The sequence below is a fragment of the Citreicella sp. C3M06 genome (genome assembly GCF_018860705.1).
Taxonomy (GTDB): Bacteria; Pseudomonadota; Alphaproteobacteria; order Rhodobacterales; family Rhodobacteraceae; genus Salipiger.
On record NZ_JAHKQA010000090.1, the window covers coordinates 25,339 to 48,412 of the forward strand.

Here is a 23,074-nt window from a genome sequence, read left to right on the forward strand (position 1 = left end):
GCCCGGCGTCGTCAGCCGGTCAGCAGGTCTTCGAACACATGCGGCAGGATCTGATCGCGGGTCAGCCCCATGCGGGCCAGTTGCGCATCGCTTTTCATCTCCAGCCGGATGATCTCCGCCATCCGCGCCCGGCGCAGCCCATAGGGGTTCACCCCGAGGCCGACATTGGTGAAATAAGTGTCGATCTTGTGCCTGAGCGAGCCGTGCCCCAGCGTGATCGCAACATTGTTGCTGTGCATTCGGAAACCCTTTCGAGTGGTTTGGTTTCCCCCCACGGCAAATATTAGGTCTGTTTCTGAAAATATCCCGAACCCAGCGTTCACGATTTGCTGCAACGCAGAAAAGCCCGCGCGAAACGCACGGGCTTTGGGCAGATTGGCGCGGGAAAGGGCGGATCAGCCAGCGTGATGCAGGCTCGCGAGCAGCTTTGGATCGAGGCTTTGCGCGGCAAATGTTGGGCCTTCGGTCAGCACGGACACCGCATCATGCGAATGCAGGCTTTCCTGATGGCTGGCGAGCACGCGGAAATCACCGATGCGCGGATCGGCGTGCAACTGCTCGGCGAATAGACGCGCCGCGTCTTCGACAAAGATCGGGTTGGCGGCGTTGAGCTCGGCAAAGGCCTGCTCGTCCTCACGTTTGACCATCACCTGCGTTTCGGTCGGCACCGCGGCGCGGCACAGCTCGATGACATCTTCGAACCACAGGCAGCGCCCCGGCTTCATCTGCACCGAAATCCGCGCCACAGAGCGCTGCGAATGCGGCGTTGCCAGCTGCCCGCGGGTGCGCCGAGCGTGTTCCGACAGTTCCAGCGAGCATGGGCAGGTCGAGCTGTAGACATAATCGAGATGCAGCATGCGGCGGCGCACGCCCGCAACCTCGACCAGTTCCAGCGCGATGTCGTAATACTGATAGCCCGACAGGCCAGAGCGCAGGCTAGTCACCCGCAGCGGAAACGACAGGCGCATCTGGATGCGGGCGTCGAAACTGCCAAGGTCGCTCTTGTAATCGTCCAGCGCCGCCTCGATCACGTCAAAGGAAAAGGTCTTGTCGGCATGGACATAAAAGCTGCGCATGATGCGCGACATGTTGATGCCCTTCTTACCGGCATCAAGGCTCACGGTGCCGGTCACCGATGTTTCCAGCATCAGATCACCGGCATCGCGGGTACGATAGCGGATCGGCAGGCGGAAGTTGGAAATCCCGACATGCTGGATCGCCCGGTTTTCGCCCTTGATCAGAGAGGCAGGACCGTTCTGCAAATCGGGCAGCGTGGCGCGATAGGCCGCGTTGGCATCGAAATCTGCGGGATACTCGCAGGCCAGATCCGGATAGCTCACGCCCTCCCGCAGGGCCGACAAACCCGGGTCCACCGCAGCCAGATCCCCCTCGCCTGCGCTGGCGATATAGCGGCGCAGCAGGGCCAGCGCGGCGGCGGCCTCTTCGCGGCTCGGGTCGATGCTCAGGTCGGGCGTGTGAACGTTCATCTTTCGGCACCCTTCGGGGTTGGATGGTCAAGGGAACAGATAAGATGATCCGCGCCCTTTTCCAAGATTTTCCGTCAGGATGGTTTCCTATTTCCCGCGATTGTCCCGATCAGGCCTGTTCAGGCCTGTTCCAGCGCGGCCAGCAGATCGGCGATCAGATCGGCGGGGTCTTCCAGCCCGATCGACAGGCGCACGAGGCCGGGCGTGATGCCCAGCAGGTCTTTCTGATCCTGCGGCAGGCGCTGGTGGGTGGTGGTCGCCGGATGGGTCGCGATCGATTTCGCATCCGCAAAATTATTGGAAATCAGGATGGTTTCCAACGCGTTGAGGAAGCGGAAGCAGGCCTCCTTGCCGCCCTTCACCTCAAAGGCCAGCACGGTGCCACCAAACGGGGCCTGGCTCAGCGCCAGCGCCTGCTGCGGGTGATCCTTGTGGGTCGGATAATGCACGAAGGCGATCTTGTCATGGCCCGACAGTGCGTCGCAGACCTTGAGCACGGCATCGGCCTGCGCGCGCACCCGCAGTTCCAGCGTTTCAAGCGCCTTGAGATGTGACCACGCCGTGAACGGGTTCATCGCACCGCCGGTGTGCTTCATGTAGGTTTCGATGGGGCCGCGGATCAGCTCCTTGCTGCCGCAGATCATCCCGCCCAGCATCCGGCCCTGCCCGTCGACATGCTTGGTGGTCGAGATCACGCACAGATCGGCGCCGCAGGCCTGCGCGTAGGAAAACACCGGCGTCGCCATGGCATCATCAACGATGACCAGCGCGCCGACCTTGTGCGCCGCATCGCACACGTATTTCAGGTCGATCACTTCCAGCGTCGGGTTCGAGATCGATTCAAGGAACACCGCCCGCGTGTCTTTGCTCAGCGCCGCATCCCAGGCCGCGGTGTCGCGCCCGTCGACCAGCACGATCTCGACCCCGAACTTGCCGAGGATTTCCTCGAGCACGAAGAGACACGAGCCGAACAGCGCCCTTGAGGCCACCACCCGGTCGCCCGCCTTGCACAGCGCCATCAACGCGCCCGACACCGCCGCCATGCCGCTGGTACAGGCAAAGCCATCCTCGTAGCCCAGATAATGCGACAGGCGATCCTCGAACATGCGCATGGTCGGGTTGCCGTAACGGGCATAGATGAACTCGTTCTCGCCCGCCTTGACGAAGCGCTGCTCGGCCGCCTCGGCGCTGTCGTAAACAAAGCCCTGGGTCAGGAAAATTGCCTCGGAAACCTCGTTCCACTGGCTGCGCTTCGTTCCGCCGTGAACCAGTGCGGTGCGGGATTTGGTGTCGCTCATCTGTCTCGTCCTTCCGGGCCATGCGCCCAAATGAAAAAAGCCCCGTCGCGGTCAAGCGAAAGGGGCTTTCGTCCGACCTCTTTAGCGGTTTGTTTAACGTGGCCCGCAATCCGGTAACAAAGCGCCACGGGCGCTCGCATATACCCGGCGCCCCTGCCCCGTCAAGTCGCGCCCACGCAGCATGGCGATCACGACGCCATGATAGCGCGTGCCCGCCATGCCCTGTTGCCCCTGCCCGCGCCGTGCCCCAAGATGCCTCCGAGCAGCACAGGACCCATCATGGACGGTTTTCTATTCCAAGCGTCAATCTATCTTCTGGCCGCGGTGATCGCAGTTCCCATAGCGGCACGGCTGGGGCTTGGCTCGGTACTTGGCTACCTTCTGGCTGGCATCATCATCGGCCCGGTGCTGCATCTGGTCTCGGCCACCGAAGATCTGCTGCATTTTGCCGAATTCGGTGTGGTGATGATGCTGTTCATCATCGGGCTCGAACTTGAACCGCGCGCGCTGTGGGACATGCGGCACCGCCTTGTCGGGCTTGGTGGCTCGCAGATCGTGCTGACCACGCTGGCGATCATGGCGGGGGCGATGATCCTGGGCATGGCCTGGGCGCCGGCGCTGGCAGTCGGCATGATCTTCGCGCTGTCCTCGACCGCCATCGTGTTGCAGACGCTCAGCGAAAAGGGGTTGATGCAGTCAGGCGGCGGGCGATCGGCCTTCAGCGTGCTGCTGACGCAGGATATCGCGGTGATCCCGATGTTGATCGCGCTGCCGCTGCTGGCGGTGCCGGTGGCAGCCTCGCTGGCGCCCGATGGCTCGATCCTGCTCCCCGCCGATACCGAAGCGCATCACGCCATGAGCCTCGTTGACGGGCTGCCCGGCTGGGGCGTGGCGCTGGTAACGCTGACCGCCGTGGCCTCGATCATCGTCGCCGGGATCTTTGGCGCGCGCCCGCTGTTCCGGCATATCAATTCCGCCCGCCTGCCCGAGATGTTCACCGCCGTCGCCCTGCTGATCGTTGCGGGCATCGCCTTTCTGATGGAGCTGGTCGGCCTGTCGCCTGCCCTTGGCACCTTTCTCGCCGGGGTGGTGCTGGCGAACTCGGAGTTCCGCCACCAGCTGGAATCCGACATCGAGCCGTTCAAGGGTCTGCTGCTGGGGATGTTCTTCATCACCGTGGGCGCGGGCGTCAGCATTGACTCCTTCATGCGCGAACCGTTTGTGATTGTCGGCTTGGCGGTGGGGCTGATCGTCATCAAAGGTGCGATCCTGCACCTGCTCAGCCACATCTTCAAACTGCGCATCCGCGGGCGTTGGCTGTTCACGCTGGCGTTGGCGCAGGCGGGGGAATTCGGCTTCGTGCTGATCTCTTTCTCGTTGCAGCTGGGAATTTTCACCCAGAACATGGGGCAGCGGCTGCTGCTGGTGGTGGCGCTGTCGATGCTGATCACGCCGCTGCTGTTCATCCTGTTCGACGTGCTCGCCTCGCGGCTCAAAGAGACCGGCGAGCCCCAGCCCGACGATCATGTCGAGGCGGACGGACCGATCATCATCGCGGGCATCGGGCGCTTTGGGCAGATCGTCAACCGTCTGGTGCAAAGCTCGGGGATGCGCACCGTGGTGATCGACCACGACATGCAGACAATCGAGCTGATGCGCCGCTTTGGCTATCGCGGCTTTTTTGGCGATCCGACCCGGCCCGAACTGCTGCACGCGGCGGGCATCAAGGATGCCAAGGTGCTGGTGGCGGCGCTTGACGATCCCAAGGCCACGACCAAACTGGTGCGCTTTGCCCGGCGCGTGCGCGAGGATCTGTTCATCGTGGCCCGTGCCCATGACCGCACCCATGTCTACGAGCTCTATCAGGCCGGGGCCAACAAGATCGTGCGCGAGATGTTCGACAGCTCGCTGCGCGCCGGGCGCTATGTGCTCGAGGAAAGCGGCATGACCGAATACGAGGCGGCCATCGCCGAAGAGACATTCTACCACCACGACCGCGAGACCGTGGCCGAACTGGCCGGGCTGTGGGATCCCAATATCCCCTCGGCCGAGAACGAGGCCTATGTCAAACGCGCCCGCGAGCTGGAAAAAGAGCTGGAGACGGCGCTGTTCACCGCGCTTGCGGAAAAACGCAGCGACGCCGCGTGAACGGTCGGCCCATGCAAGCCACCAGAATGCGCAGGCGGGCGGACCTTGCGGGCCACCCGGCCGCCGATCAGGCCGCGACCGCTTTCTGGTGCTGCTCGCCCAGGCCGTCGATGCGCAGCGTCATGGTATCGCCCGCGCGCAGGTAGCGTGGCGGTTTCATGCCCAGCCCCACGCCCGACGGCGTGCCGGTCGAGATGATGTCGCCCGGCAGCAGCTCCATGAAACGGCTGAGATACGAGACGATCTCATCCACGCCAAAGATCATGTCCGAGGTATGGCTGTCCTGCACCCGCGTCCCGTTCAGATCCAGTGACAGGGCCAGCGCCTGCGGATCGGGGATCTCGTCGGCGGTGACCAGCATTGGCCCACAGGGGCCGAATCCGGGCGCGGATTTGCCCTTGATCCACTGGCCGCCGCGCTCCATCTGCCATTCGCGTTCCGACAGGTCGTTGACCACGCAGTACCCCGCGACATGGGACAGCGCCTGCGCCTGCGGCACCTGCCAGCACGGCGCACCGATGACCACGCCCAGTTCGACCTCCCAGTCGGATTTTTCCGACCCCGGCGGGATGATCACATCGTCATTGGGGCCCGACAGCGCCGAGCTGGCCTTGGTGAACATGATCGGCTCGGCGGGGATCTTGGCGCCGGTTTCCGCGGCATGGCCGGTATAGTTCAGCCCGATGCAATAGAAATTGGGCACCGAGGCAAGGCAGGCGCCAATGCGCGCGCCCTCGGGCAGCAGCGGCAACGTGGTCAGATCCAGCGCGCGGATCGCATCCAGCGCCGCCAGAGACACCCCCTGCCCGGCGAAATCCGGTACCACGCCGGACAGATCGCGCAGCCCGCCGTTCTGGTCGATCACCACGGGCAGCTCCTGCCCCTTTTCGCCAATGCGCATCAGTTTCATGGCTTGCTCTCCTTGTGTTCCTCGGCGCGCAGCGCCGCCGCGATGTCGTCTTCCATGCTGGCCATATGCGCCTGCGTCGCAACCGCCACGGCGGCCTCGTCGCGGGCCATCAGCGCCGCAAGGATAATCTCGTGATTGCCCACCACCCGCGCGCGGTTACGGCGCATCCGCGCCGACAGATACCGCGCCCGCCACAGCCGGGCCAGATAGGCCCCGTGGGTTTCCGCCAGCGCGGCGTTGCCCGAGGCTTGCGCGATGCGGCGGTGAAAGCTCATGTCCAGCTCGAACGCATCCAGCGCATCGAGCGCATCGTAGTTTTCCGCCACGGCGCGGTGCAGGCGGGCGATGTCTTGCAGATCCTCGTCGCTGGCGGCAGCGCAGGCCAGCCGCGCCGACAGCAGCTCGAGCGCCTGCAGCACGACAATCTGATCCTGCACCTGCTTGAGGGTCGGCTTGGCGATGACCGGGCTGCGCGCCGGGCGCAGATCGACCAGCCCTTCCTGCGCCAGCATGCGGATTGCCTCCCGCATCGGGGTGCGTGACACGCCCATCAACAGCGCCGTGTCGCGCTCCTTGAGCGGCGCGCCGGGTGGCAGGCTGCCACGCAGGATGCGGCGGCGCAGCTCATCGGCGATCTGCTCGGCAAGGATCGGCTCGTTCAAGGCTCAGCCCCGCCCGACAAACGGCATCGTCGTCGCCATCACCGTGACGAATTGCACATTCGCCTCGGGCGGCAAGCTGGCCATGTGCAGCACCGTGCTGGCCACATGGGCCACATCCATCACCGCCTCGGGGGCGATGCGGCCATCGGCCTGTTTCACGCCCTTCGCCATGGGCGCGGCCATCTCGGTCAGCGCATTGCCGACGTCGATCTGCCCGCAGGCGATGCCAAAGGGCCGCCCGTCAAGGCTGACCGACCGGGTCAGCCCGCTCACCGCATGTTTCGACATGGTATAGGGGGCCGAGCCGGGGCGCGGCACATGCGCCGAGATCGAGCCATTGTTGATGATGCGCCCACCTTGCGGCGCTTGGCGCCGCATCTGGCCAAAGGCCGCGCGAGCGCACAGGAACATGCCGGTGATGTTCACGCCGCACAACGCCGTCCAGTCGGCCACCGGAATTTCGTCGATCGGGGCGCCGGGGGTAAAGATCCCGGCATTGTTGAACAGCGCGTCGATGCGCCCCCATGTGTCGGCGATCTGCGCAAAGCCCGCCTCGACCTCGGCGGGTTGCGACACATCGAACGGCACCACCAGCGCGCCGGGATCGCCATTGGCGGTGTCGCGCAGCGTCTCTTCGCGCCGCCCGACAAGCGCCACCTGCCAGCCCGCGCCAAGGAACGCCTGCGCACAGGCGCGCCCGATTCCGCTGCCCGCCCCGGTGATTACGATATTCTGCGCCATGGCTCCCCCTTGCTGCCTGCTTGCACCACTCTTGTTGGTTGGTATACCCGATTGCAAGTCCCAACCCGAGAGGCCCCCATGTCTGCCTTCGAGGCTCTTGCCGAACTGCTCGGCCCCCGCTTTTCGACCACCGAAGCCGCGCGCCGCCAGAATGGTCAGAACGACGGCCATTACCCCGAGATCCTGCCCGACGCTGTGGCCCAGCCCGAGACCACCGACGAGGTGTCGCAGATCGTGACGATCTGCGCGGCGCATGGTGTTCCGGTGGTGGCATTCGGCACCGGCACCTCGCTCGAAGGCCAGCATCTGGCACATCTTGGCGGCATCAGCCTTGATTTCAGCCGGATGAACAAGGTTCTCGACGTGCGGGCCGAAGACATGAACGTGGTGGTCCAGCCCGGCGTCACCCGCAAGCAGCTGAACGAAGAGCTGCGCGCCACCGGGTTGTTCTTTCCCATCGACCCCGGCGCCGACGCCTCGCTCGGTGGCATGGCGGCAACGCGGGCCAGCGGCACCACCGCAGTGCGCTATGGCACCATGCGCGAGAACGTGCTGGCGCTCGAGGCGGTGATGGCCGACGGATCGGTGATCCGCACCGGCACGGCGGCGCGTAAATCCTCGACTGGGTATGACCTGACGCATCTGCTTGTCGGCTCCGAAGGCACGCTGGGCCTGATCACCGAGCTGACGCTGAAGCTGCACGGGCAGCCCGAGGCACTGGCCTCGGCCACCTGTCATTTCGACAGCATCGACGATGCGGTCAACGCGGTGATCCTGACCATCCAGTGCGGGCTGCCCATGGCCCGGATCGAACTGGTCGACGAGATGATGGTGCGCGGCTTCAACCTTGCGCAAAACGCCGGACTTCCCGAGAAACCGCATCTTTTCATCGAATTGCATGGAACACCTGAAGCTGTGCGCGAACAGCTGGAGCGGTTCCGCGAGATCGCGTCGGATGCGAACGCAGGCAACTGGCAAGAGGCGCAGACGCAAGAAGAACGCAACGCGCTCTGGGCGCTGCGCCATGGCGCGCTGCCGGCGATTTCGGCGCTTGATCCCGGCGCGGGCAAGAAAACCCTGTCGACCGATGTCTGCGTGCCGATCTCGCGGCTTGCCGAGGCGGTCAGCGTGGCCCGCACCGAGGCCGAGGCGCGCAATCTGCTGTGCACCATCGTCGGCCATGTCGGGGATGGAAATTTCCATTGCGGCCTGCGCTACGATCCTGCCGATGCGGCGATGGTTGCAAAGGTGATGGACTTTTCGGGCATTCTGGCCGAGACCGCGCTGCGGCTTGGCGGGACGGTTTCGGGTGAACATGGCATCGGCATCGGCAAACAGAAATACATGGCCGCCGAACATGGCCCGGCGCTTGACTGGATGGCGCGGGTGAAGGCAGCCTTTGATCCGAAGGGCATCCTCAACCCCGGCAAGATTCTGCCCCCGGCCCAATGATCCCCTGCGGGGCACGACTGGAGTAAGACGAATGAGCGCCTTTCTGGCCCTTGGTGAATGCATGGTGGAACTGTCGAGCGCAGGAGACGGGCTGTATCGGCGCGGCTTTGCGGGCGATACGCTGAACACCGCATGGTACATGCGCCGCCTGCTGCCGCAGGACTGGACCGTGGGATACGCCACCTGCGTCGGCACCGACGCGATTTCCGATGCGATGGTGTCGTTTCTGGATGGCGAAGGCATCGACACCGGCGCGATCCGCCGCGTGCCCGAGCGCACCGTGGGCCTCTACATGATCACCGTCGAGGAGGGCGAGCGCAGCTTTTCCTATTGGCGCGGCCAGTCGGCGGCGCGGATGCTGGCAGAGGATCTCAAATGGCTCGACGGCGCCCTGAAGGGGCGCGAGATGATCCATTTCTCGGCCATCACGCTGGCTATCCTGCCGCCGAAAAGCCGTGAGGTGTTCTGCGGCGCGCTGGCCAAGGCGCGCAAGCGGGGCGCGATCGTGGCCTTTGACACCAACCTGCGTCCGAAGCTGTGGGAAAGCCCCGAGGCGATGCGCGCCGGGCTGACCATGGGCGCGCGCACGGCGGATATCGTGCTGCCGTCCTTTGACGAGGAAGAGGTGCTGTGGGGCGATACCGATCCGGCGCAGACGCTGAGGCGCTATCGCGACCATGGCGCGGATCTGGTGGCGATCAAGCAGGGAGGCGGCGATTTGGTGCTCTGGCAGGCGCAGGCCGGAGAGAGCCGGGTGCAGGCGCAAAAAGTCGAGTCGATTGTCGACACCACCGCCGCGGGTGACAGTTTTGCTGCCGGTCTGCTTGCGGGCCTCGCCTGCGGCAAGACCCTGGCCGACAGCGCGGGACAGGCGATGCAGCTGGCCTCGCGGGTCATTCAGGCTCCGGGTGCGCTTGTGCCCGAGGCGGTGAGTGGGCTGTAAGGGCCGTTGAGGCTGTGAGACCGGCCGGGGGCCAGCCTCCGGACCCCCGGGATATTTCCGGCCAGAAGAAACCGGGGCGCGGCGCCCGGAGCGCTTGGGTCTGCGCGAGTTTAATTGACGGCGGGACGGATGGTGGCCTGAGACATGGCCGCCCGAGCGGCGCGGCCCTGTTCGCGGGTACGCGGCGCGGTTTTGAGCGCTAGAAACCGCGCGGCGCAGGGGCCGCGAGGCGTGTCTTGGGGGACATGACATTCGACGCCATCCGGCGCGGATACGGTCTGGCAGAGGCCGATCGAGGTAAAGAAATCCGAGACGGCATCGGCGATGTTTCAAGCCGGAGCGAGGCCTGCGCGCGTGCGACCGGGCGCGGCAGGCCGCCGCGCCCAGCGAGGGTTCAGGTGTTGAACAGGAAGTGCAGCACGTCGCCGTCCTTGACCATGTAGGTCTTGCCTTCGGCGCGCATCTTGCCGGCTTCCTTGGCGCCCTGTTCGCCGCCATTGCCGATGAAATCGTCAAAGGCGATGGTTTCGGCGCGGATGAAGCCCTTTTCGAAATCACCGTGGATCACCCCGGCCGCCTGCGGCGCCATCGTGCCCTTGCGGATCGTCCATGCGCGGGCTTCCTTGGGGCCGACGGTGAAATATGTCTCGAGGTGCAGCAGCTCGTAGCCGGCGCGGATCAGCCGGTCGAGACCGGCTTCTTCGAGGCCGAGCTCGGACAGGAACATCTCGGCCTCATCCGGGTCGAGCTGGCTAATTTCCTCTTCGATCTTGGCCGAGATCACCACGTGGCTGTTGCCCTGCGCCGCCGCCATTTCAGCGACCTTTGCCGACAGGGCGTTGCCGGTTGCCGCCTCGGATTCATCGACATTGCAGACGTAGAGCACTGGCTTGGCGGTGAGCAGTTGCAACATCTTCCACTGCTTGAGATCGTCGGCGTCGATGGTGACGGTCCGGGCGGGCTGGCCGGATTCAAGCGCCGCCAGCGCAGTGCGCATCAGCCGTTCCTGCTGCACCGCATCCTTGTCGCCGCCGCGCACCTTGCGGGTGATGTTGGCAAGCCGCTTTTCAAGGCTTTCCATGTCAGCGATGATCAGCTCGGTTTCGATGGTTTCGGCATCGCTCACCGGATCGACGCGGCCATCCACATGCGTGACGTCATCGTCTTCGAAGCAGCGCAGCACATGGGCGATGGCATCGGTCTCGCGGATGTTGGCAAGGAACTGGTTGCCGAGGCCCTCGCCCTTGGAGGCGCCCTTTACCAGACCGGCGATGTCGACAAAGGTCATCCGGGTCGGGATGATGGATTTCGACTGCGCGATCTCGGCCAGCTTGTCGAGCCGGGCGTCGGGGACTGCGACCTCGCCCACGTTGGGCTCGATGGTGCAGAAGGGAAAGTTCGCCGCCTGCGCCGCGGCGGTCTTGGTCAGCGCGTTGAAGAGGGTCGATTTGCCGACGTTCGGCAGACCCACGATGCCCATGCGAAAGCCCATGTGACGCTCCTGATATCCGAGGTTTCGCGCCTTCTAGGCGGGGATGCGCGCAAGCGCAAGCTTGCTGGCTTGACCGATGGGCGCAGGGCGGTCATGTTGATATCAACCTTCATCGAGGAGACCACGGATGCCCTTTTCCACCTACCTGTTCTTTGATGGCACCTGCCGCGAGGCGATGAGCCGCTATGCGCAGATCCTGAACCTGCCCGCGCCACAATTCCTGAGCCTGTCCGACCTGCCGCCCGACGAGCAGGCAAAGATGCCGGGTTTGCCCGCCGATGCGGTGATGAATTGCATGATCACCTTCGAGGACTCGGTGATCATGGGATCGGACGACGCCGAAGCAGGGCCGATGGCGGGGTGTTCGCTGACTCTGACCCTGCCCGACGCCGATGAGGCCAAGCGGGTGTTCGAGGCGCTAGCCGAGGGCGGCGAGGTGCAGATGGCGCTGGAGCCAACCTTCTGGTCCCCGGCCTTTGGCACGTTGACCGACCGCTATGGCATCCGCTGGATGATCATGGCCGCGATGCAGCCCTGAGCGCTGGTACCGCGCTGCGCCAGAAACGGCGCAGCAGCAGCACCGCCGCCAAGGCCAGCCCAAGGCAAAGCCCGGCCCAGATGCCGACCGGGCCGACCCCGAGCGCGATCCCCAGCCCCCAGGCCGCAGGCAGGCCGATGCCCCAGTAAGACAGCCCGGCGATCCGCATCGGGGCGCTGGTATCGCGCAGCCCGCGCAGCAGGCCAAGGGTGACCACCTGCAACGCATCCACCAGCTGAAACACCGTTGCCATCAGCAGCAGCCCCACGCCGATCTGCAGGATCTGCGCGTAGGCAGGATCGTCGCGCGACAGAAAGATCCGTATCAGCGGTTCGGGGATGGCAAGGAACAGCACAATCGTGATCGCCACAGCGGCAACCGACAGCGCCAGCACCGTGCGCGCATCGCGCACCAGAAACGCGGCATTGCGGCGCCCGCGCGCCTGCCCGGCCCGCACCGTCGCCGCATTGGCCAGCCCGAGATGTACCATGAAGGTCGCCGAGGCGATCTGAAGCACGATGCCATGCGCTGCCAGCGCCTCGGTGCCGAACCAGCCCATGAACACCGAGGTGGACGCGAACAGGCCGACCTCGGCCAGCGTGGTCAACCCGATCGGCCAGCCAAGGGCAAAGACATCGCGCAGCGCCTCGGGATCGGGCCGCCAGAAGCGCTGCCACAGCGGGTATTGCGGCAGCCGCACCCGGGCGTAGGCGATCACCGCCACCAGCGCCGTGCCATGCGATGCCAGCGAGGCAATGGCCGCGCCGCGAATGCCCAGTTCCGGCGCGCCCCAATGGCCGAAGATCAGCGCGTAATTGGCCAGCGCGTTGGCGATGGCGGCCAAGACGGTGATCCAGAACACCACGCGGGTGTGTTCCAGCGCGGCAAGATAGCTTTTCAGCACCATGGTGCCCAGCGCCGGCAGCAGGCCGACGCCCGCGATGCGCAGATAGGCCCCCGCGCCCTTGGCAACCTGCGGCTCCTGCCCTAGCGCGATCAGCAACGGCTCGGAGAACCACATCACCGGCATGGCCAGCGCGAAGAACGCCGTCGACAGCCACAGCCCCATGCGGGTGACGCGGCGGATCTGGGTGTGATCGCCTTCGGTTTCGGCCTGCGCCACCATCGGCATCACCGCCCATGCAAAGCCCGAGCCGAACAGGAAGAACACCGCAAACACCATCGAGCTGAGCGTCAGCGCCGCCAGTTCCGGCACGCCATAGCGCCCGATCATCGCCGCATCGGTGAAGCTGATCGCCATCTGTGCGAGGTGCCCGCCGATCAGCGGCAGGCCAAGCAGCAGGATCGCCCGGGCGTGGGCGGGATATGAAAGGGAGGCTGTCATGTAAACGCCCATATCTTGGGCAAAGCGCCCCGGCAAGGCGGCGCGTACTGCGCCAGCGCTCAGAGCACTGTGCGCAGCGTCACCTCAAAGGCAATCATGGCGATCAGCGCGCCCGCGGTGGCCTCGATCCCGCCCATGACCCGGCGGGCCTGCGCACCGCTAGCAAGGCGCATCAGCGCGCCTTCGCGAAAGGTCACCGACGCCGCCGCCACGGCCACCGTCACCGCCCCCGTGCCCAGCCCCATCGCGGTCACGCCAAGGATCCCGGCTAGATCAAGGTTCATCCGCCATGTCAGGATCAGCAGAAACAACGCGCCGGTGCAGGGGCGGATGGCGATGGCCGCCACCAGCAATGCGGCGTCGCGCAGCCCATGCAGGGTTTCCACCTGTTCGGGCGTCGGGGCATGGGCATGGCCGCAGTCACAGTGATGATCGTGCACATGGGCCTTCGGCGCGGGCAACTTGCGCAGGCCGCGCAGCAGCAGCCACAGACCGATGCAGCCGATGGCGGCATAGCTGGCAGGAGCCAGATAATCCTCGGCGGCATCGGTCATCGCCACGCGGCCCAGCCCCAGCAGCGCCGCCCCGGTATAGACCACGGCAATCGCCACCCCGGCCTGCGCAAGGCTCGACACCAGCGCCAGCGCCGACAGCCGTGCCAGCGGCACCCGCCGCCCGACACCATAGCCGCCGACCAACAGCTTGCCATGCCCCGGCCCCGCCGCATGCAGCACGCCATAGGCAAAGCACATCGCCAGCAGCCACGACAGCGCGCCGGGATCGCCCGCGCGCAACGCCCTCAGCGCGCGGGCCATGGCCACCTGCGCCTCGTGCTGCCCGGCCGCCGCCAGCCGCGCCACCTGCGCGGCGCCATCCCCGGCCCAAAGCCACAGCGCCAAGGCCGCCACCAGCGCCGCCCCGATCACTCCGACGCTGCGCATACGATCCTCACATCCTGAGCGTAGAGATGCCCGGCCAGCAGCTCGGTAAAGCCATCCTCGGGGATATTGGCAAGTTCCTGCTGCATGGCACGCGCGGTTTCATCAAGATCGGGGTCGGTCACGATGGCCTCGCATGCACCGTCTACCGTCACCCCGCGCGACAGCGTGTAGGCGATGTAATAGGTCGGATCATATTGCGCGATGTGCAGCCCATCGGCAGGGCTTGGCGGCAGCAAGGGGCGGTAGTGATCGGACTGGATGCGCCCGTCTTTCAGCGTCACGCCGCGGGCCTCTGGCCTGCCAAGCTCGACAGCCTCATCCCCCGCGAACAGGTAGAGATCTCCGGCATAATCAAGCGGCCAGTTGGCCAGCTCAAAGCCCTGCAGCTCCTCCATCTCGGCATCGCTCAGCACACCGTCGCCGTCAGGGTCGAGCCCCATGTCTTCGAACAGCAGCAGCGTGAAAAACTCGTCATAGGCCCAGCTGACCGTAACCCCGGTCACCTGCTGCGCCTCGTTCAGCGCAACCTCCAGCGCGGTGTCGACAAAGATGTGCGGATGCGCAAGCGCACCCGAAGCAGGCAGCAGCAGGGGCAGAAAGCTCAGAACGCGAATCATATGGGAACCGTCACGGGACAAGGGGGTTGGTCAATACGGCACCGGCCGCGCCGCCGCGCGCCATCCTAAGGTTTGGCCCTCCCTAATTCGAGTCACTTTGTCAGAAGGACACCGACATGACCCAGACGATCGAGAAAACCGCTTTCGCTCCAAGGGTCAGGGCGTTTCTCGAAGATCTTGCCGCCAACAACAATCGCGAGTGGTTTCGCGCTGAAAAGCCCCGCTATGACGCCGAAGTCCGCCGCCCCGCCGAGATGCTAGTAGACCGGATTGCGTTGCGCCTGTCGCAGCGGACACGGCAACGGGTGCGCCCCAAACTGTTCCGCCTGCACCGCGACGTGCGGTTTTCCAACGACAAGACGCCGTTCTTCACCCATCTTCACGCCGCCTGGACCCTGCCTGACGGGCGCGGCTGGTACTTCGGCCTGTCGCCAAACTACGCCACGGCGGCGGCGGGGGTGATGGTGTTCGACGAGGCACAGACGCAGGATTGGCGCGCCGCCCTCGACAGCCCCGAAGGCGGCAAGCTCGCGGCGCTGCTGCCGGAACTGAAGGGCCGCATGGATCCGCCACCCCTCGTCAGCCCGCCTGCCCCCTATGACAGCGCGCACCCTCACGCAGAGCTGCTGCGCCACACCGGCTGCCTTGTCTGGATCGACGATCTGTACCACTCGCTGTGCGTCGACGCCGAGGCAGCGCTTGTCGACACGTTCGACCGCCTTGCGCCGCTGCAGGACTGGCTGGCGCGAAACGTCGCTAGGTGACGTGCCGGCTGTCGGGATGCAGCGCGGTGCCCAGAATATGCTCTGACTTGTGGATCACATGCGCCGCACCGCCAACGATCAGCGGGTCCGGCGGGGTCGCGATGCGACGGTCCTTGCCCGGATACTCCAGCGTCGACAGGAAATGCCGCATGCAGTTCAGCCGCGCCCGCTTCTTGTCGTTCGACTTGACCACGATCCACGGCGCATCGGCGGTGTCGGTGTAAAAGAACATCGCCTCCTTGGCCTCGGTGTAATCTTCCCATTTGTCGAGACTGGCCTTGTCGATCGGCGACAGCTTCCATTGCTTCAGCGGATCGGTCTCGCGGCTGGCAAAGCGGCGCTTTTGCTCGTCCTGCGTGACCGAGAACCAGTATTTGTACAGCTTCACCCCCGAGCGCACGAGCATCCGTTCCAGATCCGGCGTCTGGCGCATGAATTCAAGGTATTCATTGGGCTCGCAAAACCCCATCACCCGCTCGACCCCGGCCCGGTTGTACCACGAGCGGTCATACAGAACGATCTCACCTGCGGTCGGCAGATGATTGATATATCGCTGAAAATACCATTGGCCGCGCTCTTCGTCGCTGGGTTTGTTCAGCGCCACAACGCGGGCCCCGCGCGGGTTGAGATGTTCGGTAAAGCGCTTGATGGTGCCGCCCTTGCCAGCGGCGTCGCGGCCCTCGAACAGCAAGACCAGCTTCTGCCCGGATTGCTGCACCCAAAGCTGGGCCTTGAGCAATTCCGCCTGAAGCTGCGCCTTCTGCCGCTCGTAGCTGCGGCGCGACAGCTTGACGTCATACGGGTATTCGCCAGTCTCGAAGGCGCGGCGGATGTCGTCCGGGGTCGGCGCATGGCGGCGGATGCGCGCCTGAGGCGACTGGTTCGCAGCCGGCGCTGGAACCGGAACCTCGGCGCCTTGGGGCAAGACTTGCGAAGGCTCGGAGGCCTGAAGCGGCTGGCTCGCCTCGGGAATGTCTGTCATGTCGGTCCTTCCTGTGGGTTGACGCGACGATACAGGCCAAGCGTGAGCGCCGCCTTGACACGTGTCAACCGGCGCGCGGCCCATTGATTTCCCCCCGCCGATCCGGCAGACCTGCCCCCGAGACAAGTGAAGGGAAGACCATGACCCGTATCGACGCCAAGTTCGCCGCCCTGAAAGCCGAGGGGAAAAAGGCCTTCGTCGCCTATGTCATGGCCGGAGACCCGGATTATGACGCCTCTCTCGAGCTGGTGCGCGGCCTGCCCGGCGCGGGCGTCGACATTATCGAGCTCGGCTTGCCCTTCACCGACCCGATGGCGGACGGCCCGACGATCCAGCTGGCCGGGCAACGCGCGCTCGAAGCGGGCATGACGCTGGAGCGCACGCTTCAGTTCGTGCGCGATTTCCGCGCGGGCGACAACACCACCCCGATCGTGCTGATGGGCTATTACAATCCGATCTACAATCGCGGCGTCGACAAGTTCCTGGTCGATGCAAAAGAGGCCGGGATTGACGGGCTGATCGTGGTCGACCTGCCCCCTGAGGAAGACGAAGAACTGTGCATTCCCGCCCAGAAGGCCGGGTTGAACTTCATCCGCCTCGCCACGCCCACCACCGACGACAACCGCCTGCCAAAGGTGCTCCAGAATACTTCGGGCTTTGTTTATTACGTGTCGATCACCGGCATCACCGGCGCGGCCGCCGCACAGGCCACCGATGTCGCCCCCGAAGTGGCCCGCATCAAAGCCGCGTCCGATCTGCCTGTCATCGTCGGCTTTGGCATCCGCACGCCGGAAACCTCGCAGAGCATCGCAAGCGTGGCCGACGGCTGCGTCGTGGGCTCGGCGATCGTGGCTGCCCAAGCCGAAGGCAAGCCCGTCGCCGAAGTGCTTGCCTTTGTAAAATCGCTGGCAGACGGCGCGCATCGGGCCTGAGCGCGCGCCTGACCGCCATGTCATGCCTGCCTCCGGCGGGAGTTTATTCAGCAAGATGAAGATGAGGCGCCGCGCCCCGGCTTCATCTTGCAGGTAAACTCCGGGGGGAAGGCGCGCAGGCGCCGAGGGGGGCAGCGCCCCCCTGCTTTTACTCCGCCGCAGCGCGCGCCGCGTCCTCAAGCCCAGCGCCTTCGTCGCAGCCAAGCATGATGTTGAGGTTCTGAACCGCCGCCCCCGACGCCCCTTTCCCGAGGTTATCGAGCACCGCCACCAGCACCACCGCACCCGATTCCGGGTTGCCATGCACCGACAGCTTCAGCCGGTTGGTGCCGTTCAGTCGTTGCGGCATCACGCGAGGCTCGTGCATCGAAGCTGCCACCACCGACACAAACCGCTCGCCCGCATAGGCCACCTTGAGCGCCGCTTCGGCCGCCTCAGCGCCATCGGCGCCAAGCCCCGGCAGTTGCACCGCCACCGCCATGCCCTGCGCATACTGCCCGACAGACGGCACGAACACCGCAGGCGCGCTCAGCAGCCCGTGCTTCGAGATCTCGGGCAGGTGCTTGTGGCCCTGGCTGACGGCATACAGGAAGCCGCCGCCGGTCTCGCCGCTTTCGAACTCGGCAATCATCGCCTTGCCGCCGCCGGTATAGCCGGACACGCCCGAGATCGCTGGCGCGGCGTCTGCGGCCAGCACTCCTGCCTCGACCAGCGGGCGGATCAGGGCGATGGCGCAGGTCGACCAGCAGCCGGGGTTCGACACCAGACGCGCCGAGGCAATTGCCGCGCGCTGGCCCTTGGACATTTCGGGAAAACCGAAGGTCCAGCCGTCCGCGACCCGATGCGCCGTCGAGGCGTCGATGATCCGCGTGCCGTGCGGCGCGGCCAATGCGACGGTTTCCTTTGCCGCGTCATCCGGCAGGCACAGGATCGCCACGTCTGCCTCGGCCAGCGCCTCGGAGCGCGCGCCCGCATCCTTTCGGAGCTCATGCGGCACCTGGACCAGGGCGATATCCGCGCGCGCCTCGAGACGCTCGCGGATCTGCAATCCCGTGGTACCGGCTTCGCCGTCGATGAACACTTTCCAGGCCATGCGTGCCTCCTTTTTCTACGTGCGTGGCTATAACATGGCTTGAGATTGAAGGAAATGACTCACCCCGGCCCTGCCAGTGCTTCGGTGATGTCGGCAATCGCGATTCCCGACACGACCCGAAACGCCACGTTCAGGCTTGGCCCCATGGGTTCGGTTTGCCCGCACGTCATTGCGCCATCGGCTATCGCCAGATGCAGATCTTGCAGCCGCAGCAAGTTTTTCCCGAGAAGATTGCGCGCCGCGCGCTTGAGCGGTAAGAAAATCTGACCGCTTTCAGCATAAAGGAGGGCGCAATGCCCGTGATCACCGAGATCGAGGACCTCAAGCGCATCTACAAACGGCGTGTGCCGAAGATGTTCTACGATTATTGCGAAAGCGGCAGCTGGACCGAACAGACCTTCCGCGAGAATGTCTCGGATTTCAGCGAAATCAAGCTGCGCCAGCGAGTCGCCATCGACATGACCGGCCGCACGACGAAATCGCAGATGGTCGGGCAGGATGTGGCAATGCCGGTGGCGCTGGCCCCGGTGGGCATGACCGGGATGCAGCATGCGGATGGCGAAATTCACGCCGCGCGCGCCGCCGAGAAATTCGGTGTGCCCTATTGCCTGTCGACGATGTCGATCTGTTCGATCGAGGATGTGGCCGAGAACAGCTCGAAACCGTTCTGGCTGCAGGTCTATACCATGAAGGACGACGATTTCACCCAGCGCCTGTTCGACCGGGCCAAAGACGCCAAATGCTCGGCGGCGGTGATCACGGTGGATCTGCAGATGCTGGGTCAGCGCCACAAGGATATCAAGAACGGGCTGTCCGCCCCGCCCAAGCTGACCGCGAAATCCATCGCCGACATGAGCTACCGCGTCGCTTGGGGGCTGGACATGCTGAAAACCAAGCGGCGGTTCTTTGGCAATATCGTCGGCCATGCCAAGGGCGTCGGGGATGCGGCCAGCCTCACCGACTGGACGCATAACAATTTCGATCAGGCGCTGGACTGGGATCGCATCCGGCAGTTCCGCAAGATGTGGGATGGCCCGCTGATCATCAAGGGCATCATGGACCCACGCGATGCGCTCGAGGCGTGCAATGTCGGCGCCGATGCCATCGTGGTCAGCAACCACGGCGGGCGGCAATTGGATGGCGCGCTCAGCTCGATTCGGGCGCTAGGGCCGATCATGGACGCGGTCGGGGATCGTATCGAGGTGCATCTCGACAGCGGCGTGCGCTCGGGTCAGGACGTTCTGAAGGCTGTTGCCATGGGCGCCAAGGGCTGCTGGATCGGGCGCGCCTATATCTATGGGCTGGGCGCCATGGGCGAAACCGGGGTTTCGGAGGCGCTGCGAGTGATCCACAAGGAACTCGACACCTCCATGGGGCTGTGCGGGCGCACGGATGTCACAGCGCTTGATCGCGACATCCTGATGATTCCGCGCAATTTTTCCGGCGACTGGCAGGAGTGATCGTCGCGGCGGGCATCGCGTTGGTGTCCGCCGCAGGGCGATTTTCAGCACCTTCACGAAGCTGTGATGGCGCTTTCTGAAACTGCGACACCGGGGTCTTGCGTGTCTTCGTGCAGATCCGGGCGACAACCGCCCGGCGCTACGGGAGAGACCAGATGTTTTTCAAGACCACCGCTGTCGCCGCACTTGCCTCCGCCACCTTTGCCGCCCCGCTGCTGGCCGCCGATCCGATGGATAACCCGATGGTCGGGGGCGCGGCGATGTATGCCGACAAGACCATCGTCGAGAACGCCCTGAACTCGGCCGATCACACCACGCTGGTGGCGGCTGTCAAGCAGGCCGGGCTGGTCGACACGCTCAGCGGCGAAGGCCCGTTCACCGTGTTCGCCCCCACCAACGACGCCTTCGCGATGATCTCGGAGGACAGCCTGTCGCAGCTGATGATGGACGAGAACAAGGCGCAGCTTGCCAAGATCCTTACCTGCCACGTGGTGGCGGCCTCGGCCATGTCCGATGCCATCGCTGGCATGATCGCCGATGACGGCGGCGTCCACCCGGTGCCGACTGTCGGCGGCTGCACGCTTCAGGCCAAGATGGACGGCGCCAAGATCGAGCTGACCGACGAGCAGGGCCGCACCGCCACCGTCACCATTGCTGACGTGCGCCAGTCGAACGGCGTGATCCACGTCATCGACCGGGTGCTGCTGCCCGCGATGTAAGCCCACCGCAAACAGGGCCGCGTTGAAACGCCCCCTCCTTGCGCGGCTCTGGCCCCCGGCGAGCAGATGCTTGCCGGGGGTTTTTCATGCGCCGCGCCAGCCGTGCAGAAACCGGTTGAGAAATGCCGCGATCCGGTCTAAAGGGACGCTCTTACGCGGGGTGACAGCCTTGGAGGCACCCTGCCCTTATATATGGAGATACAACATGGCTGGTGAGATTCCTGATCTCGAAGCTCTGGAACGGCCGGGGACGGGCAAGGGCGCCGCTCGGCAGGTACGCCGCGATGGCATGGTTCCGGGCATTGTTTTTGGCGGCGAAGCCGAACCGCTTGCGGTTCAGATGCCGTTCAACGTGCTGCTCAAGCGCCTCAAGCAGGGTCGCTTCAAGTCGACGCTGTTCAACCTCAAGGTTGAAGGCCACGAAGACGTGCGCGTGATCTGCCGCGACGTGCAGCGCGATGTCGTCAAAGACCTGCCCACCCACTTCGACCTGATGCGCCTGCGCCGCACCAGCCGGATCAACCTGTTCATCCACGTCGATTTCATCAACGTGGAAACGGCCCCCGGCATCAAGAAGGGCGGCGTGCTGACCATCGTGCGTCAGGAAGTCGAACTGAACGTGCTGGCCGGTGACATCCCCGACCACATCACCGTCGACCTCGCCGGCCGCCAGATCGGCGACGTGATCCACATCTCCGATGTGGTGCTGCCGGAAGGCGCCAAGCCGACCATCGACCGTGATTTCGTCATCGCCAACATCTCGGCGCCGCGCGGCCTGAAGGCAGCGGATGATGAAGAAGGCGAAGAAGCCACCGAGGAGTAATCCTCCCACGCTATCGACTGGAACGGCCCTGCCATTGGCGGGGCCGTTTTCGTTTCTGCGCCTTGGTAAGCCCCGCGCCTCCCGCGAAAAAGCGCCGCTTGTGCCACATTCGCGGCCAAAGCCTGCCCGATTGCCCCTGTAACCCTGCTGAACAACGCGCATCTGTCCGGCATTTTGCCGCCGGATCGCTGCCGATACACGCAGCCGGAAAAGGGCACGGGAATGAAGGATTACGCAGCCCCCGTCGCGGGCGATTACGCCGATGGCCTTGGCCTTCTCGACGCGTTTGCAGGCCGCGCGCGGCGCGCCGAGCCAGATCCGCAAATCGCGGTGATCCTGCCCTGCCACAACGAGGCCGCCGCCATTGCCCAGACCGTGCAGCAGTTCCGCGCGGCGCTGCCGCAGGCGCGGATTTATGTCTATGACAACAACTCCACCGACGATACCGCCCGCATTGCCCGCGACGCCGGGGCCATCGTTCGCTTCGAGCCGCGCAAGGGCAAGGGCAACGTGGTGCGCCGCATGTTCGCCGATGTCGAAGCCGACATCTATGTCATGGCCGATGGCGATGCGACCTATCACGCGGCCTCGGCCCCCGCGATGATCTCCATGCTGATGGACGGCAAGCTCGATATGGTGAACGGCGCGCGGATCAGCACCGACGCCGCCGCCTATCGCGCCGGGCACAAATTCGGCAACAGGCTGCTGAGTGGCCTCGTGCAGACCCTGTTCGCGCGCGATTTCAACGACATGCTGTCAGGCTACCGGGTGTTTTCGCGCCGCTTCGTCAAAAGCTTTCCCGCCCTCAGCCAAGGGTTCGAGATCGAAACCGAACTGACGGTGCATTCGCTGCAACTGCGGATGCCCGCCGGAGAAGTGCCGACCCCCTATTCCGCCCGCCCCGAGAACAGCAATTCCAAACTGAGTACCTATCGCGATGGCTGGCGCATCCTGCGGATGATCGGCCTGCTGGTGAAAGAGGAAAAGCCGCTGCAGTTCTTTGCCGGGCTCGCCGGGCTGATGGCACTGCCCTCGCTGGCGGTGTTTGCGTCGATCTTTGCCGAGTTCATGGAAACCGGGCTGGTGGCGCGCTTTCCCTCGCTGTTCGTGTCGCTGACCGGCATTGGGCTGGCGGCGCTGTCGCTGGTCTGCGCGGTGATCCTAGAAACCGTGGCGCGCGGACGACGCGAGGCGCGCTACATGACCTATCTTCAGATCCCCGGCCCTCGGGGCTGAGGGCTGCGGGGGCGGCCATGACATCAGCGGTTCAGAACATGTCGCGCCGAGAGGAAATTGGCGATCATCCCTGCCGCCGTGGCGGGGATCAGCGCCAGCACCGGCCAGCCCTGCGCCAGCGGCGCGGCGGCCAGCACCGCCACGAACACCGCGTAGTTGATGCCAAGCCCCAGCGCCATCGCCGCGAGGTAGTGCAGGAATTCGCGCACCCCCGGCGCGGCGCTTGTGCGGAAGGTCAGCTTGCGGTTCACCGCCCATGTGAGCAGCACGGCCACAAGGAAAGACGGCACCCGTGCCAGCGCCGGGGGCAGCCCGGCCATGGTGCCCAGCGTCAAAACCGCAGCGTCGGCCACAAACCCCAGCCCGCCCGCCACGAGGAAACCGCCAAGATGGCGGCGGGTCTCGGCGGGGTCTTGGCGGGGCATGGTCGGAACCTTCGGGTTGATGCGCTCCTCTTGATGGACGCAGCCTGCCGCCGTGATCAAGCCCCC

Annotated in this window: 24 protein-coding genes and 1 riboswitch; of the genes, 10 read left to right on the forward strand and 14 right to left on the reverse strand. The window is 65.1% G+C overall.

Going from position 1 to position 23,074, the window contains the following annotated elements; genetic code table 11:
- Positions 1–11: 11 nt before the first annotated feature.
- From KO516_RS20495 to KO516_RS20505, 3 genes are all read right to left on the reverse strand, one after another.
- A complete protein-coding gene (locus KO516_RS20495) occupies positions 12–239 on the reverse strand; it encodes a hypothetical protein (RefSeq protein WP_216005643.1) in 228 nt (75 codons plus the stop codon).
- 156 nt (positions 240–395) lie between these two features.
- The gene (gene folE2, locus KO516_RS20500) at positions 396–1,487 is read right to left on the reverse strand and encodes a GTP cyclohydrolase FolE2 (protein ID WP_216005644.1); all 1,092 of its coding nucleotides are present in this window, start codon (positions 1,485–1,487) and stop codon (positions 396–398) included.
- A 119-nt stretch (positions 1,488–1,606) separates the two neighbouring features.
- Entirely contained in the window at positions 1,607–2,785 is a 1,179-nt protein-coding gene (locus tag KO516_RS20505; protein ID WP_216005645.1) for an aminotransferase class I/II-fold pyridoxal phosphate-dependent enzyme, read from the reverse strand.
- A 60-nt stretch (positions 2,786–2,845) separates the two neighbouring features.
- A riboswitch (SAM riboswitch) is annotated at positions 2,846–2,923 on the reverse strand.
- A gap of 141 nt (positions 2,924–3,064) precedes the next feature.
- Here KO516_RS20505 and KO516_RS20510 point away from each other — a divergent pair.
- Positions 3,065–4,933 carry a cation:proton antiporter gene (locus KO516_RS20510; protein ID WP_216005646.1) on the forward strand — a complete coding sequence of 623 codons (1,869 nt, stop codon included), beginning with the start codon at positions 3,065–3,067 and terminating at the stop codon, positions 4,931–4,933.
- 67 nt (positions 4,934–5,000) lie between these two features.
- Here KO516_RS20510 and KO516_RS20515 read toward each other — a convergent pair whose 3' ends face one another.
- The 3 genes from KO516_RS20515 to KO516_RS20525 are packed head-to-tail and all read right to left on the reverse strand — an operon-like array spanning position 5,001 to position 7,246.
- A complete protein-coding gene (locus KO516_RS20515; RefSeq protein ID WP_216005647.1) occupies positions 5,001–5,843 on the reverse strand; it encodes a fumarylacetoacetate hydrolase family protein in 843 nt (280 codons plus the stop codon).
- A complete protein-coding gene (locus tag KO516_RS20520; protein ID WP_216005648.1) occupies positions 5,840–6,505 on the reverse strand; it encodes a GntR family transcriptional regulator in 666 nt (221 codons plus the stop codon). The genes KO516_RS20515 and KO516_RS20520 overlap by 4 nt, the downstream gene beginning before the upstream one ends.
- 3 nt (positions 6,506–6,508) lie before the next feature.
- Complete coding sequence (locus KO516_RS20525) at positions 6,509–7,246, reverse strand: SDR family oxidoreductase (protein WP_216005649.1); 738 nt, start codon at positions 7,244–7,246, stop codon at positions 6,509–6,511.
- A gap of 78 nt (positions 7,247–7,324) precedes the next feature.
- Here KO516_RS20525 and KO516_RS20530 point away from each other — a divergent pair, with 78 nt between their 5' ends.
- Together KO516_RS20530 and KO516_RS20535 are read left to right on the forward strand one after the other, a co-directional pair.
- Positions 7,325–8,698 carry an FAD-binding oxidoreductase gene (locus KO516_RS20530; RefSeq protein ID WP_216005650.1) on the forward strand — a complete coding sequence of 458 codons (1,374 nt, stop codon included), beginning with the start codon at positions 7,325–7,327 and terminating at the stop codon, positions 8,696–8,698.
- 31 nt (positions 8,699–8,729) lie between these two features.
- Entirely contained in the window at positions 8,730–9,641 is a 912-nt protein-coding gene (locus KO516_RS20535; RefSeq protein ID WP_216005651.1) for a sugar kinase, read from the forward strand.
- A 394-nt stretch (positions 9,642–10,035) separates the two neighbouring features.
- Here KO516_RS20535 and ychF read toward each other — a convergent pair whose 3' ends face one another.
- On the reverse strand, positions 10,036–11,133 hold the full coding sequence (ychF, locus tag KO516_RS20540; protein ID WP_216005652.1) for a redox-regulated ATPase YchF: 1,098 nt from the start codon (positions 11,131–11,133) through the stop codon (positions 10,036–10,038).
- Between the two features lie 127 nt (positions 11,134–11,260).
- On the opposite strand from ychF, the gene KO516_RS20545 reads away from it, so the two are divergent.
- Positions 11,261–11,671, forward strand: coding sequence for a VOC family protein (locus KO516_RS20545; RefSeq protein WP_216005653.1), 411 nt, complete (start codon positions 11,261–11,263; stop codon positions 11,669–11,671).
- Here KO516_RS20545 and KO516_RS20550 read toward each other — a convergent pair.
- From KO516_RS20550 to KO516_RS20560, 3 genes are read right to left on the reverse strand one after another with little or no spacing between them, the layout of a single operon-like run.
- Complete coding sequence (locus tag KO516_RS20550) at positions 11,649–13,016, reverse strand: MATE family efflux transporter (RefSeq protein WP_216005654.1); 1,368 nt, start codon at positions 13,014–13,016, stop codon at positions 11,649–11,651. The genes KO516_RS20545 and KO516_RS20550 overlap by 23 nt on opposite strands.
- Positions 13,017–13,075: 59 nt before the next feature.
- Positions 13,076–13,957: a nickel/cobalt transporter gene (locus KO516_RS20555; RefSeq protein WP_216005655.1), complete on the reverse strand. Its 882-nt coding sequence runs from the start codon at positions 13,955–13,957 to the stop codon at positions 13,076–13,078.
- Positions 13,939–14,574, reverse strand: a complete 636-nt coding sequence (locus tag KO516_RS20560; RefSeq protein ID WP_216005656.1) for a DUF1007 family protein — start codon at positions 14,572–14,574, stop codon at positions 13,939–13,941. Before KO516_RS20560 ends, KO516_RS20555 begins: the two co-directional genes overlap by 19 nt.
- A gap of 116 nt (positions 14,575–14,690) precedes the next feature.
- On the opposite strand from KO516_RS20560, the gene KO516_RS20565 reads away from it, so the two are divergent.
- On the forward strand, positions 14,691–15,338 hold the full coding sequence (locus tag KO516_RS20565) for a TIGR02453 family protein (protein ID WP_216005657.1): 648 nt from the start codon (positions 14,691–14,693) through the stop codon (positions 15,336–15,338).
- Here KO516_RS20565 and ppk2 read toward each other — a convergent pair.
- Positions 15,331–16,320, reverse strand: a complete 990-nt coding sequence (gene ppk2, locus KO516_RS20570; protein ID WP_216005658.1) for a polyphosphate kinase 2 — start codon at positions 16,318–16,320, stop codon at positions 15,331–15,333. The two genes, KO516_RS20565 and ppk2, sit on opposite strands and share 8 nt — an antisense overlap.
- Before the next feature lie 140 nt (positions 16,321–16,460).
- On the opposite strand from ppk2, the gene trpA reads away from it, so the two are divergent.
- Positions 16,461–17,252, forward strand: coding sequence for a tryptophan synthase subunit alpha (gene trpA / locus KO516_RS20575; RefSeq protein WP_216005659.1), 792 nt, complete (start codon positions 16,461–16,463; stop codon positions 17,250–17,252).
- 148 nt (positions 17,253–17,400) lie between these two features.
- Here the strand turns inward: trpA and argC are convergent, their stop codons facing one another.
- A complete protein-coding gene (argC, locus tag KO516_RS20580; protein WP_216005660.1) occupies positions 17,401–18,345 on the reverse strand; it encodes an N-acetyl-gamma-glutamyl-phosphate reductase in 945 nt (314 codons plus the stop codon).
- A 59-nt stretch (positions 18,346–18,404) separates the two neighbouring features.
- Positions 18,405–18,560, reverse strand: a complete 156-nt coding sequence (locus KO516_RS20585) for a hypothetical protein (RefSeq protein ID WP_216005661.1) — start codon at positions 18,558–18,560, stop codon at positions 18,405–18,407.
- 78 nt (positions 18,561–18,638) lie between these two features.
- Here KO516_RS20585 and KO516_RS20590 point away from each other — a divergent pair, with 78 nt between their 5' ends.
- From KO516_RS20590 to KO516_RS20605, 4 genes are all read left to right on the forward strand, one after another.
- Positions 18,639–19,805 (forward strand): alpha-hydroxy acid oxidase, encoded by a 1,167-nt coding sequence (locus KO516_RS20590; protein ID WP_216005662.1) that lies wholly within the window; start codon positions 18,639–18,641, stop codon positions 19,803–19,805.
- 155 nt (positions 19,806–19,960) lie between these two features.
- Positions 19,961–20,524: a fasciclin domain-containing protein gene (locus KO516_RS20595; RefSeq protein WP_216005663.1), complete on the forward strand. Its 564-nt coding sequence runs from the start codon at positions 19,961–19,963 to the stop codon at positions 20,522–20,524.
- 205 nt (positions 20,525–20,729) lie between these two features.
- Positions 20,730–21,347 (forward strand): 50S ribosomal protein L25/general stress protein Ctc, encoded by a 618-nt coding sequence (locus KO516_RS20600; protein WP_216005664.1) that lies wholly within the window; start codon positions 20,730–20,732, stop codon positions 21,345–21,347.
- Between the two features lie 222 nt (positions 21,348–21,569).
- Entirely contained in the window at positions 21,570–22,583 is a 1,014-nt protein-coding gene (locus tag KO516_RS20605) for a glycosyltransferase family 2 protein (protein ID WP_216005665.1), read from the forward strand.
- Between the two features lie 23 nt (positions 22,584–22,606).
- Here the strand turns inward: KO516_RS20605 and KO516_RS20610 are convergent, their stop codons facing one another.
- Entirely contained in the window at positions 22,607–23,008 is a 402-nt protein-coding gene (locus KO516_RS20610) for a GtrA family protein (RefSeq protein ID WP_216005666.1), read from the reverse strand.
- Between the last annotated feature and the right edge of the window lie 66 nt (positions 23,009–23,074).

Excerpts from the sequence above, each read along its gene's own strand:
- KO516_RS20495 (WP_216005643.1), bottom strand. The coding sequence starts at position 239 with ATGCACAGCAACAATGTTGCGATCACGCTGGGGCACGGCTCGCTCAGG.
- folE2 (WP_216005644.1), bottom strand. The coding sequence starts at position 1,487 with ATGAACGTTCACACGCCCGACCTGAGCATCGACCCGAGCCGCGAAGAG.
- KO516_RS20505 (WP_216005645.1), bottom strand. The coding sequence starts at position 2,785 with ATGAGCGACACCAAATCCCGCACCGCACTGGTTCACGGCGGAACGAAG.
- KO516_RS20510 (WP_216005646.1), top strand. The coding sequence starts at position 3,065 with ATGGACGGTTTTCTATTCCAAGCGTCAATCTATCTTCTGGCCGCGGTG.
- KO516_RS20515 (WP_216005647.1), bottom strand. The coding sequence starts at position 5,843 with ATGAAACTGATGCGCATTGGCGAAAAGGGGCAGGAGCTGCCCGTGGTG.
- KO516_RS20525 (WP_216005649.1), bottom strand. The coding sequence starts at position 7,246 with ATGGCGCAGAATATCGTAATCACCGGGGCGGGCAGCGGAATCGGGCGC.
- KO516_RS20530 (WP_216005650.1), top strand. The coding sequence starts at position 7,325 with ATGTCTGCCTTCGAGGCTCTTGCCGAACTGCTCGGCCCCCGCTTTTCG.
- KO516_RS20535 (WP_216005651.1), top strand. The coding sequence starts at position 8,730 with ATGAGCGCCTTTCTGGCCCTTGGTGAATGCATGGTGGAACTGTCGAGC.
- ychF (WP_216005652.1), bottom strand. The coding sequence starts at position 11,133 with ATGGGCTTTCGCATGGGCATCGTGGGTCTGCCGAACGTCGGCAAATCG.
- KO516_RS20545 (WP_216005653.1), top strand. The coding sequence starts at position 11,261 with ATGCCCTTTTCCACCTACCTGTTCTTTGATGGCACCTGCCGCGAGGCG.
- KO516_RS20550 (WP_216005654.1), bottom strand. The coding sequence starts at position 13,016 with ATGACAGCCTCCCTTTCATATCCCGCCCACGCCCGGGCGATCCTGCTG.
- KO516_RS20555 (WP_216005655.1), bottom strand. The coding sequence starts at position 13,957 with ATGCGCAGCGTCGGAGTGATCGGGGCGGCGCTGGTGGCGGCCTTGGCG.
- KO516_RS20560 (WP_216005656.1), bottom strand. The coding sequence starts at position 14,574 with ATGATTCGCGTTCTGAGCTTTCTGCCCCTGCTGCTGCCTGCTTCGGGT.
- KO516_RS20565 (WP_216005657.1), top strand. The coding sequence starts at position 14,691 with ATGACCCAGACGATCGAGAAAACCGCTTTCGCTCCAAGGGTCAGGGCG.
- ppk2 (WP_216005658.1), bottom strand. The coding sequence starts at position 16,320 with ATGACAGACATTCCCGAGGCGAGCCAGCCGCTTCAGGCCTCCGAGCCT.
- trpA (WP_216005659.1), top strand. The coding sequence starts at position 16,461 with ATGACCCGTATCGACGCCAAGTTCGCCGCCCTGAAAGCCGAGGGGAAA.
- argC (WP_216005660.1), bottom strand. The coding sequence starts at position 18,345 with ATGGCCTGGAAAGTGTTCATCGACGGCGAAGCCGGTACCACGGGATTG.
- KO516_RS20590 (WP_216005662.1), top strand. The coding sequence starts at position 18,639 with ATGCCCGTGATCACCGAGATCGAGGACCTCAAGCGCATCTACAAACGG.
- KO516_RS20595 (WP_216005663.1), top strand. The coding sequence starts at position 19,961 with ATGTTTTTCAAGACCACCGCTGTCGCCGCACTTGCCTCCGCCACCTTT.
- KO516_RS20600 (WP_216005664.1), top strand. The coding sequence starts at position 20,730 with ATGGCTGGTGAGATTCCTGATCTCGAAGCTCTGGAACGGCCGGGGACG.
- KO516_RS20605 (WP_216005665.1), top strand. The coding sequence starts at position 21,570 with ATGAAGGATTACGCAGCCCCCGTCGCGGGCGATTACGCCGATGGCCTT.
- KO516_RS20610 (WP_216005666.1), bottom strand. The coding sequence starts at position 23,008 with ATGCCCCGCCAAGACCCCGCCGAGACCCGCCGCCATCTTGGCGGTTTC.